The sequence below is a fragment of the Lentzea sp. NPDC102401 genome (assembly GCF_044765805.1).
Lineage (GTDB): Bacteria > Actinomycetota > Actinomycetes > Mycobacteriales > Pseudonocardiaceae > Lentzea > Lentzea sokolovensis.
Genome location: NZ_JBIWKS010000010.1, coordinates 354,577 through 368,462 on the forward strand (window position 1 = coordinate 354,577; position 13,886 = coordinate 368,462).

Consider the following 13,886-nt stretch of genomic DNA (forward strand, 5'->3'; position numbering starts at 1 on the left):
ATGAGACAGCTGTCTCAATTGACCCGTTCGCCCCGACGCCACACCGAGTGCGTCAACGGGACGCCCGGCCGGTACGCCAGATGCGTGATCGAGGGTGCGTCCAGCACGTGGAGATCAGCCCGCGCACCAGGCCTGATGACCCCGATGTCGGAGCGGCGCAACGCCTGCGCGCCTCCCGCCGTGGCCGCCCAGACCGCCTCCTCGACGCTCATCCGCATCTGCAGGACCGCTGTCGTCACGCAGAACGCCATCGACGAGGTGTACGACGAGCCGGGGTTGCAGTTGCTGGCGAGCGCGACCGTCGCACCGGCGTCCAGCAGGGCGCGGGCGGGCGGCATCGACTGGCGGGTCGACAGATCGCACGCAGGGAGCAGCGTGGCGACGGTGTCCGACGACGCGAGCGCGTCGATGTCGGCGGGCGACAAGTACGTGCAGTGGTCCACCGAGGCGGCCCCGAGTTCCACGGCCAGCCGCACGCCGGGACCCTCGCCGAGCTGGTTGCCGTGGACCCGCAGGCCCAGGCCTTTCTCCTTGGCCGCGACGAGCACCGCCTTCGACTGGTCGTAGTCGAAGGCGCCCTTCTCGCAGAACACGTCCGCCCAGCGCACGAGGGGTGCGACGGCGTCGAGCATCTCGCCGCGGACCAGTTCGACGTAGGTGTCCGCGTCCGCGCCGGGCGGGACGAGGTGGGCGCCGAGGAACGTGACCTCGTCGGCGTGCTCGGCCGCGATGCGCGCCGACCGCACCTCGTCCTGAACGTTCAGGCCGTAGCCGGTCTTGGTCTCGACGAACGTCGTTCCCTGGCGGAGAGCTTCGGCGATGTGCTTGCGCACGACCGCGGCCAGTTCCTCGTCCGTCGCGGCACGGGTCGCGTTGACGGTGACGGCGATGCCGCCCGCGGTGTAGGGCTTGCCCGCCATGCGCGCGCCGAACTCGGCGGTCCGGTCACCCGCGAAGACCAGGTGGGTGTGGCTGTCGACCCAGCCGGGCAGCACCGCGCGGCCCTCGACGTCGACCCGTTCGTCAGCCGCTGGAGCGTTGTTCGCGTTGCCGACCCAGGCGATCTGTTCGCCGTCGATCACCAGCGCGTCACCGTTGGCCTCGCTGTTCGTGGTCAGCTCACCGATGCCGGTGATCAGCACGCTCATGCCCACAGCTCCTCGATCGCGTCCGCCAGCAGCCTGCCGACGTCTCCCAGAGTCTCGTGCACGCCCCCGCTCGCGACCACCCGGCCACCGACGACCACGGTGTCCACATCGGACGCCGTCGCCGACAGGAGAACCTGCTGCGGCAACGAACCCGCGGTGCGCGGCGTCGAGCAGCTGATCGCCACGAGGTCGCAGGGCGCACCCGGTTCGATGCGTCCGCCGTCCCAGCCGAGTGCGGAGTGGCGGGTGGCGGCGTCGAGCAGTTCGGCCGGCGAGAAACGGCCGCGCTGCCCGGTGCGGAGACGTTCGTTGTGCTCCAACGCGCGGGTTTCCAGCAGCGGGTCGATCACCGCGTGCTGGTCGCTGCCCAGCGACAACGGGCTGCCCGCGTCGGCCAGTTCGCGGGCGGGGCCGATGCCGTCGGCCAGGTCCGCCTCGGTCGTCGGGCAGAAGCACGCGCCGGTGCCGGAACCGCCCAGCAACGCGATGTCCTCGGCCGTCAGGTGCGTGGCGTGCACGGCCGTGGCGCGGGGTGACAACGCACCGGCCTCGTGCAGGAGTCCGGTCGGCGTGAGGCCGTAGGCGGCGAGGCAGGCCTCGTTCTCGGCAGGTTGCTCGGAGAGGTGGACGTGCAGCGGGGCGTCCGGGAACGCCTGTGCCACCACGGAAAGCTCGGCTCGCGGCACGGCGCGGACCGAGTGGATCGCGGCACCGACACGCATCACGTCGTCGGACTTCAGCTCGCCGACCCTGGACGCCCACGCTTCAGCGGTGCCGTCTGAGAAGCGTTGCTGCACCTCGTTGACGAGCTGGTCGATGCCGCCCGCGAGGTAGCAGGTGTCGAGCAACGTGAGGCGGATGCCCGCGTCCTTGGCCGCTTCACGCAACGCGTACCCGAACTCGTTCGACCTGTCGTGGACGTAGTGGAACTCCCCCACGGCCGACACACCCGCGAGCGCCATCTCGCCGTAGACCGCGCGGGCCAGGCGGTAGTACGACTGCGGGGTCAGTTTCGACGCCAGCGCGTACATGCCTTCGCGCCACGTCCAGAACGTGCCGCCGCCGTCGTGCGTGCGGCCCCTCAACGCCCGGTGGAACGCGTGCGAATGGGCGTTCGCGAAGCCCGGCACGACAACGCCGTGCAGGCGGCGAACGCCCAGCGGAATCGTGTCCACTGTGGACACATTCGCGATCACGCCGTTCTCGACCCTGATCAGCACGCGGTCGGCGAGCCCGGCGGGCAACCAGGCTCGCTCGCACCAGAAGTTCATGAGCCGAGGTGTTCGATGGTCGCGGCCAGCGCCCTGACGCCCTCGTCGACGTCGGCCTGCTCGGCGAACTCCTCCGGCGCGTGGCTGACGCCGGTGGGGTTGCGCACGAACAACATCGCGGTCGGCACGTGCGCGGCGAGGATGCCCGCGTCGTGACCGGCACCGGTCGGCAGCGCCGGAACACCACCGAGCGCACCCGCGATGTCGTCCCGCAGCCCGCTGTCGAAGTACACCGTGTCGCCGTACGACTCCTCGGTGATCCTCAGCTCGCAGCCTTCCTCCTTGGCTGCCTGGTGAGCCGCCTCCGAGATCTCCGCGACCATCGCACGGGTGCGCGCGTCGTCGCTGTCCCGCGCGTCCAGCCAGACGTCCACAGTGGACGCGATGACGTTGGTGCCACCGGGGTTGGGGACGAGCCTCCCCACGGTGGCACGCCCGCCACCCCTGGCCGCCTTCCTGGCGGCGAGGACGAGTTGGGATGCCGGAAGCATCGGGTCGCGGCGGTCTTCGATCAACGTCGCACCGGCGTGGTTGCCCTCGCCGGCGAACGTGAAGCGCCAACGGCCGTGCGCGAGGATGCTGCTCGCCACGCCGACCGGAACCGTGAGGCCGCGGCCCTGTTCGACGTGCAGCTCGACGAACTGCCCGATGCGCTTGAGCGCCCGTTCGTCGCGGCCGGCCAGATCAGGGTCGTACCCGGCGGCCTTCATCGCCTCGGCGAGCGTGATGCCGTCCGGGTCCTTGAGCGCCAACGCCTTCTCCGGGGAGATGGCGCCGGTCAGCAACCGCGAGCCGAGGCACGCGACGCCGAACCGGCCGCCCTCCTCCTCGGCGAAGACCGTGATCGCGAACGGCCGCGCGGGCTTGAACCCCTTGGCCTGCAGGAGGTCCACGGCCTCCAGAGCCGACGTCACCCCCAGCGGGCCGTCGAACGCGCCGCCGCCGGGCACCGAGTCCAGGTGGCTGCCGGTGATGAGCGCGTTGTCGCCGCGCTCGCCCCACCACGCCCAGAGGTTGCCGTTCTGGTCCGTCTCGACGCTGAGGCCGCGCTTGACGGCCTGCTCGACGAACCAGTGCCGCAGTTCGAGTTCGGGCTTGTCGTAACCGTGGCGTGAGTAGCCGCCGCGCTTCAGGTCCTTGCCGACGTCCGCGATCTGGTCGAGCATCAGCCCTCCATCGGAATGCGAACACCCTTGTCCGCTGCCACGGTCTTGGCCTCGTCGTACCCGGCGTCCACGTGCCGGATGACGCCCATGCCGGGGTCGTTGGTCAGCACGCGCTCGATCTTCTGCGCGGCCAACTCGGTGCCGTCCGCGACCGTCACCTGGCCGGCGTGGATCGAGCGGCCGATGCCGACGCCGCCGCCGTGGTGGATAGACACCCAGGTGGCGCCGGAAGCCGTGTTGACCAGGGCGTTGAGCAGCGGCCAGTCCGCGATCGCGTCGGAACCGTCGGCCATCGCCTCGGTCTCGCGGTACGGGGACGCCACCGAGCCGCAGTCGAGGTGGTCGCGGCCGATGACGATCGGCGCGGACAGCTCGCCGGACGCCACCATCTCGTTGAACTTGAGGCCGGCGAGGTGCCGTTCGCCGTAGCCGAGCCAGCAGATGCGGGCGGGCAGGCCCTGGAACTCGACGCGCTCACCGGCCATCTTGATCCACCGGTGCAGCTGCTCGTTCTCCGGGAACAGCTCCAGGATCGCGGCGTCGGTCTTGGCGATGTCGGCCGGGTCGCCGGACAGCGCGGCCCAGCGGAACGGGCCCTTGCCCTCGCAGAACAGCGGGCGGATGTACGCGGGCACGAAGCCGGGGAACGCGAACGCGCGCTCGTAGCCGCCGAGCTGTGCCTCACCGCGGATCGAGTTGCCGTAGTCGAACACCTCCGCGCCGCGGTCCATGAACCCGACCATGGCCTCGACGTGCGCGGCCATCGACTTGCGGGCCCGCTCGGTGAACTCCTCGGGCTTCGCGGCGGCGTAGTCCTGCCACTCCTCCAGCGAGACACCGACGGGCAGGTACGCCAACGGGTCATGCGCCGACGTCTGGTCGGTCACGATGTCGATCGCGACCTCGCGGCGCAGCAGCTCGGGCAGGATCTCCGCCGCATTGCCCACCACACCAACGGAAACGGCCTCACCGGCGGCCTTCGCGGCCAGCACGCGCTCGATCGCCGAGTCCAGGTCCGCGGCCACCTCGTCGAGGTAGCGGGTCTCCAGGCGACGCTGCGCGCGGTGCGGGTCGACCTCGATGCACAGCGCGACACCCTCGTTCATCGTCACGGCGAGCGGCTGCGCGCCCCCCATGCCGCCGAGGCCCGCGGTCACCGTGAGGGTTCCACGCAGCGTGCCGTTGAAGCGCTTGGTGGCGACGGCGGCGAACGTCTCGAAGGTGCCCTGGAGGATGCCCTGGGTACCGATGTAGATCCACGACCCGGCGGTCATCTGCCCGTACATCGTGAGGCCCTCGGCCTCCAGGCGGCGGAACTCGGGCCAGTTCGCCCAGTCCGGCACGAGGTTCGAGTTCGCGATGAGCACGCGCGGCGCCCACTCGTTCGTGCGCATGACACCGACCGGACGGCCGGACTGCACGAGCAGGGTCTCGTCGGCTTCGAGGTTCTTGAGTTCGCGGGTGATGGCGTCGAACGACGGCCAGTCGCGTGCGGCCTTGCCGGTGCCGCCGTAGACGACGAGGTCCTCGGGGCGTTCGGCGACGTCCGGGTCGAGGTTGTTGTGGAACATCCGCAGAGCGGCCTCGGTGGACCAGTTCTTCGCGGTCAGCTCGGTGCCGCGGTCAGCGCGAACAGCCATTACAGGGCTCCACTTCGAATCAGGGCCTCGGCGGCGGCGATCTCGGGGGCGAGGTGGCGGTCCGGGCCGGGGCCCAGGACGGTCTCGCGCAACTTCGCCACGGCGGCGGCCGTCGCGGGGGCGGGCTTGAGGGGCGCGCGCAGGTCGAGAGCCCGTGCGGCGGTGAGCAGTTCGATGGCCAGCACGGTTGTGAGACCGTCCACGGCCTTGCGCAGCTTGCGGGCGGCGGACCAGCCCATCGACACGTGGTCCTCCTGCATCGCGGAGGACGGGATCGAGTCGACGGACGCCGGCACGGCCAGGCGCTTGAGCTCGGACACGATCGCCGCCTGGGTGTACTGGGCGATCATGTGGCCGGAGTCGACGCCGGGGTCGTCGGCGAGGAACGGCGGCAGGCCGTGCGACCGCGAGACGTCGAGCATGCGGTCGGTGCGGCGCTCGGCGATGGAGGCGACGTCCGCGAGCGGGATGGCCAGGAAGTCCAGCACGTACGCGACCGGGGCGCCGTGGAAGTTGCCGTTGGACTCGACACGGCCGTCCGCCAGCACCACGGGGTTGTCGATCACGGACGACAGCTCGCGGTCGGCCACCGTCGCCGCGTAGGCCACGGTGTCGCGGGCCGCGCCGTGCACCTGCGGCGAGCAGCGCAGCGAGTACGCGTCCTGCACGCGGGTGCAGTCCGGGCCGCGGTGCGAGGCGACGATCTCGGAGTTCTTGAGGAACGCGAGCATCCGCGCGGCGCTGACGTTCTGGCCGGGGTGCGGGCGCAGCGCGTGCAGTTCGGGCTCGAAGACCCGGTCCGTGCCCAGCAGGGCCTCGACGCTCATCGCGGCGGTGAGGTCCGCGATGTCCAGCAGCCTGGTGAAGTCGGCGATCGCCAGCGACAGCATGCCGAGCATGCCGTCGGTGCCGTTGATCAGCGCGAGGCCTTCCTTCTCGGCCAGCTGGACCGGTTCGATGCCGGCTTCCTTGAGCGCCTCGGCGGCGGGCACGAGCTCGTCGCGGGAGTTGCGGACCATGCCCTCGCCCATCAACGCCAGCGCGCTCGCCGACAACGGCGCGAGGTCGCCGGAGCAGCCCAGCGAGCCGTACTCGTGCACGATCGGGGTGATGCCGGCGTTCAGCATCCCGGCCATGGCGTCCACAGTGGACAGCCGGACGCCGGTGTGACCGGTCGACAGCGTGCGCAGCCGCAGCAGCATCAACGCCCGCACGACCTCCCGCTCGACCTCGGGCCCGGACCCGGCGGCGTGCGAGCGGATCAGCGACCGCTGCAGCTGGGCACGGCGGTCCGGCGGGATGTGCCGGACGGCGAGCGCGCCGAACCCGGTCGAGACGCCGTAGGTGGGGCGTTCGGCCGTGGCGAGCTGTTCGATGTGGCCACGGGCGGCGGTGACCGCCTCACGGGCCGCCGCGGTGATCTCCACCGGGGCGCCGTCGCGGGCGACGGCATGAACGTCCTCGAGGGTCAGAGGCTTCGGACCCAGCTCCACCGGTTGCTGCATGCAGACATCACAGCGCTCCGGGGCCGAGTCAGCGACCCCGGAGCGCCCGATGGTGTCTGAGATCCCAGACAGCTCGGTTAGAGCCCCTTGCCGATCCAGCCCGTGTCCGGCTGGCCAGTGACCTCGACCTTGTTCACCAGCTCGATCAGCTCGTCGGACCAGGCGCTGGAGGTCGCCGAGATCCACAGGCCGCCGTCCTGGACCGCCACGGTGTTGCCGTTGCGCACGCCCTGCTTGCCGCGCACGGTCAGCGCCTCGTTCGGGGCGGGCAGCTCCGGCCTGTCCGTCGCCACCTGCACGGAGATCGAGTTCCTGCCCAGCGACGAGTGCCACTTGTCCGGCGCGGTGCCGCGCACGACCTCGGCGTACCTGCCTTCGAGCTTGAACGGCGGCTCGTGGGTGATCTTGGCGTCGGCTCGCACCGACTCGGCCACCTGCAGAGCGACCTCACGTGCGCCGCTCACCCCGCTCATGGTCACCTCCAGGACATCCTGCGCCTTCCAGGCGACGGTTGCGGCGTCCCCCCTGACCTGCACCCACGCCTGCAGGCCGCGGACTTTGGCCGACTCCCACCCGTGGGTGTCCGGCATCCCTCCGAGCGCTCTGATCACGAGGCTCGGATTGCTGTAGGGCGTAGCGCCCGCGGGACCCCACACCCTGGTGGGCGCCACGTTCGTGGCGCGAAGGCTCTCGACGAACCCGGACGGCAACCAGTGCGGTGCGTACTTGAACGCGACACTCTTGCCGTTGTCCTGCACGAGCGCGGCGGCGGCGTCGTTCGCGTTCGGCGGCGTGTACCTGTCGCTGGCGATGACGCCCGCGAAGATCAGGACGACGACCGCGGCCATGCCGGCCGTGGCGATCAGGAAGATGTTGTTCCGCTGCCGCTTCCGCTTGCGCCTCAGGGCGTTCAGCGTCGGCCCTGGATGCGGGGTGCGTTCGGCGAGCTGGCCGAGCGCATCCTTGATCAGCTGTTCGGTGTCGTTCACGACAGGCCCTCCCCTAGCCGCAACCCGACTCCTGCGGGCTCCGGCGTGTGGTCCAGGCGGAGTGTGGCCAGCGCACGCGAGATGTGGCTGCGCACGGTTCCCTCGGCACAACCGAGCATCTGTGCGATCTCCGAGTCCTCGTAGTTCTCGTAGTAGCGGAGCACCACTGCGGCCCGCTGTTTGCGGGGCAGCTTCGCGATCCGCTGCAACATTGCTTCCCGCTCGTCGTAGTGGTGCGTCTTGTCCGCGACGGGCGGGGTGACGGACTCCAGCGTCGTCATGCAGAGAGCGACGTCCTTGGCGGCCCTGCGCCTGCGCCACGAGAGGTACTCGTTGGTCACCATGCGCTTGACGTAGGCGTTGGGGAGGTCGACTGAACCGATGCGATCCCATTTCTGCTGCGCACGCAGCAGGACTTCCTGGACCACGTCCTGGGCCAGGTGCGGGTCGCACGTGAGCACGGTGGCATAGCGCAGCAACGGGGTCACCTGTTCTGCCACGAAGTCATCGAAACTCGGTGTCAATCCCGACCCCCTTCAAAACCGTCACGCCCCTCCAACGCTCCCCGGGCGTGTTCTGTTGAGTGTGCCCTGATGTCGTAACGGTATGGGCTGCATCACGTGGGAAAATCACTTCGTGGGCAGCAGCAGTGACGTTCCCGCGCTCCGGCGAGGGTTGGCGGTCCTCCGGCTGCTGGCGGGCAGACCGGGGCCCGTCTCCGCGGCATCGGTGGCGCGTGAGCTCAATCTGCCCAGGTCAACGACCTATCACCTGCTGTCAGAGCTGACCGAGGCCGGCTTCGCGACGCACTTCCCCGAGGAGAAGCGCTACGGCCTGGGCGTCGCGGCGTTCGAACTCGGCTCCGCGTACCTGCGCCACGACCCGCTGGAACGCCTGGCCCGCCCGTTGCTGCGCAAGCTCGCCGACCGGATGGAGAAGGTCGCGCATCTGGGCGTCCTGCACGGTGCCGAGGCTCTCTACCTGGTGCGCGAGCAGCCCCGGCAGCCGCAGTCGATCGTGTCCGACGTCGGCGTCCGGCTGCCCGCCCACCTGACCGCCTCGGGCCGCGCGATGCTGGCCCACCTGCCTCCAGCACAGGTCAGGGCACTGCTGCCGTCCGTGGCCGCGTTCGTCGACCGGACCGGCCGGGGCCCGCACAACCTGCCGGCGCTGCGCCGGTTGCTGACGCTCGAACGCCGCCAGGGCTGGTCGGTCGAGGACGGGTTCGTGACCGCCGGGTTCGCCTCGGTGGCCGCGCCGGTGTTCGACCACGGCGAGCGGCCGATCGCGGCCATCACGCTGACGTTCCGGCATCTGTGCGACACGCCGTGCGGTGCTACCTGGCCTGATCTGGCCAAGGAGGTCCGCAGGGCAGCGGAGGAGCTGACCGTGCGGATCGGCGGGCACGCCGCAACTTCATAGCCATGTACATAGTAGCCATGTACCGTATCTGCCATGAGCAGTGCGGGAGCGACACCTGGACACCTCGTGTGGCGTTTGGCGATGAAGTGGCGGACGGCCGTTGACCGCGCGTTGACGTCGCACGGCCTGACGCACGCCCAGTACGTGGTGCTGTCGTCGTTGGTCTCACTGGACCGGCCGTCACAACGCGAACTGGCCGACCACACCGGCCTCGAACCGCTGTACGTCTCGAAGCTGGCGCGCGCGTTGGAGGCTTCGGGCTTCATCGCGCGCACCCGCGACACCGTCGACACCCGGACCGTCCGGCTGACGCTGACCGACCGCGGCCACGAGGTCGTCGTGCCCGCCATCGCCGTCGTCGGCACCCTGCTGGACCGCCTGCTGGAGCCTCTGGGCGGCCGCTCCGGCGACCGCACCGAGGCGCTCTCCCACGAGCTGACGGCACTGCTCGACGTCCCACTCGACTGAGGAGCCTCAGATGCCCGTCGTTCCCGTCCTCGACTCGACCATGCACTACGAGCGGTCCAGCAACGCGCCGTTCGTGTTCCTGCACGGCAATCCCGCCTCGTCGCACATCTGGCGGAACGTCTTACCGGAGTTGGGAGGGCTCGCCCCGGACCTCATCGGCATGGGCAGATCCGGCAAGCCGCCCATCGAGTACTCGTTCGCCGACCACGCCCGCTACCTCGACGCGTGGTTCGACGCGCTCGGCCTGGACCGCGTGGTCCTCGTCGGCCACGACTGGGGCGGCACGCTCGCGTTCGACTGGGCAGCCAGGCACCCGGACCGCGTCGCGGGCATCGCCTTCTTCGAGCCGATGCTGAAGCCGTTGCGCAGCGACGAACTGCAACCGGCCGCCCGCGAACGCACGCGCAGGCTCCGCACCCCCGGCCTGGGCGAGGAACTGGTGCTGGACCAGGACACCCTCGTGCGCCAGGCGTTCACCGGCGGGGTGCTGAATCCGGTCCCGGACGAGGACATGACGGTGTACCTGGCGCCCTACCCCGACCGGGAGAGCCGCCGCCCGCTGCTGGCGTGGGTGCGGCAACTCCCGGTCGACGGCGAGCCTCCCGCCCTGATCACCCGCATGGAGGCCTACGGCGAGTGGCTGGGTGCGTCACCGGTTCCGAAGCTGTTGCTGACCTTCGAGAACTCTCCGACGCTGGCCATCGGGCCGGCGCTGACTGCCTGGTGTCAGGAGAACATCGCCGCACTGGACGTGGTCGCCTGCGGTGAGGCCGGGCACCACGCGCAGGAGGACCGACCCAAGGAGATCGCGGCGGCGATCGCGGCCTGGGCGGAGCGCCACAGCCTGATCGCCTAGAGCGCAGGGGAACTGAAGCTCCAGGAACGACAGCGGGGCGGACACCCGAAGGTGCCCGCCCCGCTGGTTCGTCAGGTCAGATGCCCGCCGAGGCGAGCCACTCCTTGGCGACCTTCTCCGGCTCCGGCTTGTCCGGCGACGACAGCTTCTGGTTCAGCTCCAGCAGCGTCTTCGTGTCGAGCTTCTTCGAGATGGCGTTGAGGGTGTCGCGGACCTGCTGCGACGCCTTCTTCTCGTTGATGAGCGGCAACACGTTCTGCGCGGCGAAGACGTTCTTCGGGTCTTCCAGCACCACGAACTCGTTGGCCTTGATGGCCGCGTCCGTCGTGAACAGGTCGGCCGCCTGCACCGTGTTGTCCTTCAGGCCGGCGACGGTCAGCGGGCCGCCGACGTCGAGGGCCTTGAACTCCTTGAACTCACACGCGTACTTGGCCTTGAGGCCCGGCAGACCGTCCGGGCGGTTCTGGAACTCCGGCGGGCCGCCGAAGACCAGGTCCTTGCAGTACGGCACGAGGTCGTCGAGCGACTTGAGGCTGTACTGGGCGGCGATCTGCTTGGTGACGACGACCGCGTCCTTGTCCTCGGCGGAGGACTTGTCGAGCACGGTGAGGCCCGCCGGCAGCGACTTCTTCAGCGCCGCGTAGACCTCGTCCGAGCCGACTTCGGGCGCTTCCTTGTTGACGTGCTTGAGAAGCACGCCGGTGTACTCGGGGATCAGGTCGATCGAGCCGTCCTGCACGCCCTTGAAGTACAGCTCCCGGTTACCGATGTTCGGCTTCTTCGAGACCTTGATGCCCTTGGCGGACAACGCTTCCGCGTAGATCTCCGAGAGCAGTCGCGACTCCGGGAAGTTCGCGGAGCCCACGACGATGGTGTCCGTCGGGGCCGGGTCGGTCTTCCCGTCTCCGGTCAGCGGATCGCCACCGCACGCAGACAGAAGCATGACCGCAGCGACGGCTGTCGCGATGCGCTTCATCTCTTTCCTCCGGTTCCCACTGGACGCAGCCCTGGCGAGACCGTCAGCCGTTGCAGGCCGGCGAACCCCAGGTCGACGAGAACGGCGAGCAGTGCCACGAGCACCGCGCCGGCGAGCATCTGTCCGAACTCCTGCAGGGCGAGGCCGTCGAAGACGAGCCTGCCCAGTCCACCGGCGCCTGTGTAGGCGGCGATGGTGGCGGTCGCGACCACTTGCAGCGCGGCGCCGCGGAAACCGCCGTAGATCAACGGAAGCGCGTTCGGGATCTCCACCTGGAGCAGCACACCCGACTCGCGCATGCCGACGCCCCGTGCGGCGTCGACGGTCACCGGGTCGACCGCGCGGACGCCCGCGTACGTGCCCGCCATGATCGGCGGGATCGCGAGCAGCACCAGCGCGACGTACACCGGGAAGTCACCGAGACCCGCCCACAGCACGACGAGGATCAGCACCGCCGTGGTCGGCAACGCCCGCAGAGCGTTGGAGAGTCCGACGATCACGAAGCCGCCCTTGCCGGTGTGACCGACGAACGCGCCCAGCGGGATCGCGATGACCGCGGCGATCAGCAACGTCAGCAGCGTGTAGCCGAGATGTTCGGCCAACCGCACCGGAATCCCGGTCGTGCCGGACCAGTGCGCGGGATCGAAGAGCCAGCCACCCATTCAGCTCACCTCCCCGCCCGTGCCCACGGCGTGAGCAGCCGTCCGATCAGCAACAGCAGGGCGTCCGCGAGCACCGCCAGCACGACCGTCCCGATGAGACCCGCGAGGACCTTCTCGGTGTGGTCGGTCTGGTATCCCTCGGTGAAGAGCTGGCCGTAGCCGCCGAGTCCGACGAGCGCGCCGACGCTCACCATGCTGATGTTCGACATGGTCGCGACCCGCAGGCCCGCGATCGTCACCGGCAACGCCAGCGGGAAGTCGACGGTGAGGAAACGGCGCAACGGCCGGAACCCCATCGCGTTCGCCGCGGCGACGACGTTGCCCGGCACCGCGGACAGCGCGTCCGCGACCGACCTGATCATCAGCGCGAGCGTGTAGACCGCCAGCGGCACGATGACGTTGATCTCGTCGAGGATCTTCACACCGAGCAGCACCGGCGTGATCACGATCAGCGCGATGGACGGGATCGTGAACAGGATGTTGGCGAACGGGAAGAGGATCGCGCGCGCCGTGTTCGACCGGCTCGCCCACCACCCGAGCGGGATGGCGAGCACGAAACCGATCAGCACCGGCACGACGGAGAGCCGCAGGTGCACCTCGGTGACTTCCCAGAACCTTTCCCAGTTCTCGAAAATCCAGGTCACTTCGGGACCTCACCCGCCGCGCGGGCCTTCGCGAGAGCCTTGATGACGTCGTCGGCCTTGACCACACCGGTGACGGCGCCTGCGTCGTCGACGACCACACCGAGCGCGGACGGCGAGCTGAGCGCCGCGTCGAGCGCGCCGCGCAACGTCGAGCCGTCGTACAGCGAACCACCGGAGATCAGGTCCTTCTCCACGACCTCGACCTCACCGTCCACACCGGACAGCCAGCCCTTCGGCCGGTTCGCCTCGTCCACGACGAGCGTCCAGTCGGTGACCGTGATGCGCTCGCCGAGCTTGGCCGTGGTGACGGGATGCACGGGCACGTCCGCGTGCAGGAACGTGAGCGTGCGGTAGCCGCGGTCACGTCCCACGAAGGAGGCCACGAAGTCGTTGGCGGGCGCGGCCAGCAGCTCGGTCGGCCGCGCGTACTGCGCGAGGTGCCCGCCCGTCTGGAACACCGCGACGCGCTCACCGAGCTTCAGCGCCTCGTCGATGTCGTGCGTGACGAACACGATCGTCTTGTCGAGTTCCGCTTGCAGACGAAGGAGTTCGTTCTGCAGGTCCTCGCGCACGACCGGGTCGACGGCGCTGAACGGCTCGTCCATCAACAGCACCGGCGGGTCCGCTGCGAGCGCGCGGGCGACACCCACGCGTTGCTGCTGGCCGCCGGAGAGCTGAGCCGGGTAGCGCTTGCCGAAGTTCGCGTCGAGCCCGACGATCTCCAGCAGCTCGGCCGCACGCGTGCGCGCCTTGCGTTTGTCCCAACCGGACAGAAGAGGGACGGTCGCGATGTTGTCGAGCACGGTCCGATGCGGGAACAACCCCGCCTGCTGGATGACGTAGCCGATGCCACGCCGCAGCGTGGGCGGATCCACGGTGAGGACGTCCTTGCCGTCCACCAGGATCGTGCCCGACGTCGGGTCGATCATGCGGTTGACCATGCGCAGCGACGTCGTCTTGCCACAGCCGGAAGGACCGACGAACACCGTGATGGTGCCCGCCTCGACCGCGAGGTCGAGCTCGTCGACAGCGATGGTCCCGTCCTCGAACCGCTTGGTTACGGCCCGGAACTCGATCACCCTTCGGATCCCTCCGGTCGTGACGACCACCCCGATTGGGCCGCCCTGGATGTAGATCCC

At 69.8% G+C, this 13,886-nt stretch carries 14 protein-coding genes; 3 read left to right on the top strand and 11 right to left on the bottom strand.

What is annotated here, in order from left to right:
• Positions 1-14: 14 nt before the first annotated feature.
• The 7 genes from hutI to ACIRG5_RS32115 form a co-directional block, all read right to left on the bottom strand.
• A complete protein-coding gene (gene hutI / locus ACIRG5_RS32085; RefSeq protein WP_402911613.1) occupies positions 15-1,148 on the bottom strand; it encodes an imidazolonepropionase in 1,134 nt (377 codons plus the stop codon).
• Positions 1,145-2,419, bottom strand: coding sequence for a formimidoylglutamate deiminase (locus ACIRG5_RS32090; RefSeq protein ID WP_402911616.1), 1,275 nt, complete (start codon positions 2,417-2,419; stop codon positions 1,145-1,147). Before ACIRG5_RS32090 ends, hutI begins: the two co-directional genes overlap by 4 nt.
• Positions 2,416-3,585: an allantoate amidohydrolase gene (locus ACIRG5_RS32095; protein WP_402911619.1), complete on the bottom strand. Its 1,170-nt coding sequence runs from the start codon at positions 3,583-3,585 to the stop codon at positions 2,416-2,418. The genes ACIRG5_RS32090 and ACIRG5_RS32095 overlap by 4 nt, the downstream gene beginning before the upstream one ends.
• Positions 3,585-5,225 (bottom strand): urocanate hydratase, encoded by a 1,641-nt coding sequence (gene hutU, locus ACIRG5_RS32100; protein WP_402911621.1) that lies wholly within the window; start codon positions 5,223-5,225, stop codon positions 3,585-3,587. The genes ACIRG5_RS32095 and hutU overlap by 1 nt, the downstream gene beginning before the upstream one ends.
• Positions 5,225-6,730 carry a histidine ammonia-lyase gene (hutH, locus tag ACIRG5_RS32105; protein ID WP_402911624.1) on the bottom strand — a complete coding sequence of 502 codons (1,506 nt, stop codon included), beginning with the start codon at positions 6,728-6,730 and terminating at the stop codon, positions 5,225-5,227. The genes hutU and hutH overlap by 1 nt, the downstream gene beginning before the upstream one ends.
• A 77-nt stretch (positions 6,731-6,807) precedes the next feature.
• Entirely contained in the window at positions 6,808-7,719 is a 912-nt protein-coding gene (locus ACIRG5_RS32110; RefSeq protein ID WP_402911626.1) for a hypothetical protein, read from the bottom strand.
• Complete coding sequence (locus ACIRG5_RS32115; protein WP_093592114.1) at positions 7,716-8,243, bottom strand: SigE family RNA polymerase sigma factor; 528 nt, start codon at positions 8,241-8,243, stop codon at positions 7,716-7,718. The genes ACIRG5_RS32110 and ACIRG5_RS32115 overlap by 4 nt, the downstream gene beginning before the upstream one ends.
• A 112-nt stretch (positions 8,244-8,355) precedes the next feature.
• On the opposite strand from ACIRG5_RS32115, the gene ACIRG5_RS32120 reads away from it, so the two are divergent.
• The 3 genes from ACIRG5_RS32120 to ACIRG5_RS32130 are packed head-to-tail and all read left to right on the top strand — an operon-like array spanning position 8,356 to position 10,465.
• Positions 8,356-9,141, top strand: a complete 786-nt coding sequence (locus ACIRG5_RS32120; protein ID WP_402911629.1) for an IclR family transcriptional regulator — start codon at positions 8,356-8,358, stop codon at positions 9,139-9,141.
• Between the two features lie 33 nt (positions 9,142-9,174).
• On the top strand, positions 9,175-9,609 hold the full coding sequence (locus ACIRG5_RS32125) for a MarR family winged helix-turn-helix transcriptional regulator (RefSeq protein ID WP_402911631.1): 435 nt from the start codon (positions 9,175-9,177) through the stop codon (positions 9,607-9,609).
• A gap of 10 nt (positions 9,610-9,619) precedes the next feature.
• A complete protein-coding gene (locus ACIRG5_RS32130) occupies positions 9,620-10,465 on the top strand; it encodes a haloalkane dehalogenase (RefSeq protein ID WP_402911634.1) in 846 nt (281 codons plus the stop codon).
• Between the two features lie 76 nt (positions 10,466-10,541).
• Here the strand turns inward: ACIRG5_RS32130 and ACIRG5_RS32135 are convergent, their stop codons facing one another.
• From ACIRG5_RS32135 to ACIRG5_RS32150, 4 genes are read right to left on the bottom strand one after another with little or no spacing between them, the layout of a single operon-like run.
• Positions 10,542-11,441: a glycine betaine ABC transporter substrate-binding protein gene (locus ACIRG5_RS32135; RefSeq protein ID WP_402911637.1), complete on the bottom strand. Its 900-nt coding sequence runs from the start codon at positions 11,439-11,441 to the stop codon at positions 10,542-10,544.
• A complete protein-coding gene (locus tag ACIRG5_RS32140) occupies positions 11,438-12,103 on the bottom strand; it encodes an ABC transporter permease (protein WP_093592096.1) in 666 nt (221 codons plus the stop codon). The genes ACIRG5_RS32135 and ACIRG5_RS32140 overlap by 4 nt, the downstream gene beginning before the upstream one ends.
• 5 nt (positions 12,104-12,108) lie before the next feature.
• A complete protein-coding gene (locus ACIRG5_RS32145) occupies positions 12,109-12,747 on the bottom strand; it encodes an ABC transporter permease (RefSeq protein ID WP_402911640.1) in 639 nt (212 codons plus the stop codon).
• Positions 12,744-13,826: an ABC transporter ATP-binding protein gene (locus ACIRG5_RS32150; RefSeq protein ID WP_402911642.1), complete on the bottom strand. Its 1,083-nt coding sequence runs from the start codon at positions 13,824-13,826 to the stop codon at positions 12,744-12,746. Before ACIRG5_RS32150 ends, ACIRG5_RS32145 begins: the two co-directional genes overlap by 4 nt.
• Between the last annotated feature and the right edge of the window lie 60 nt (positions 13,827-13,886).

What these genes read in the sequence shown, in the direction of transcription:
- hutI (WP_402911613.1), bottom strand. Translation starts at nt 1,148, where the DNA reads ATGAGCGTGCTGATCACCGGCATCGGTGAGCTGACCACGAACAGCGAG.
- ACIRG5_RS32090 (WP_402911616.1), bottom strand. Translation starts at nt 2,419, where the DNA reads ATGAACTTCTGGTGCGAGCGAGCCTGGTTGCCCGCCGGGCTCGCCGAC.
- ACIRG5_RS32095 (WP_402911619.1), bottom strand. Translation starts at nt 3,585, where the DNA reads ATGCTCGACCAGATCGCGGACGTCGGCAAGGACCTGAAGCGCGGCGGC.
- hutU (WP_402911621.1), bottom strand. Translation starts at nt 5,225, where the DNA reads ATGGCTGTTCGCGCTGACCGCGGCACCGAGCTGACCGCGAAGAACTGG.
- hutH (WP_402911624.1), bottom strand. Translation starts at nt 6,730, where the DNA reads ATGCAGCAACCGGTGGAGCTGGGTCCGAAGCCTCTGACCCTCGAGGAC.
- ACIRG5_RS32125 (WP_402911631.1), top strand. Translation starts at nt 9,175, where the DNA reads ATGAGCAGTGCGGGAGCGACACCTGGACACCTCGTGTGGCGTTTGGCG.
- ACIRG5_RS32130 (WP_402911634.1), top strand. Translation starts at nt 9,620, where the DNA reads ATGCCCGTCGTTCCCGTCCTCGACTCGACCATGCACTACGAGCGGTCC.
- ACIRG5_RS32135 (WP_402911637.1), bottom strand. Translation starts at nt 11,441, where the DNA reads ATGAAGCGCATCGCGACAGCCGTCGCTGCGGTCATGCTTCTGTCTGCG.
- ACIRG5_RS32140 (WP_093592096.1), bottom strand. Translation starts at nt 12,103, where the DNA reads ATGGGTGGCTGGCTCTTCGATCCCGCGCACTGGTCCGGCACGACCGGG.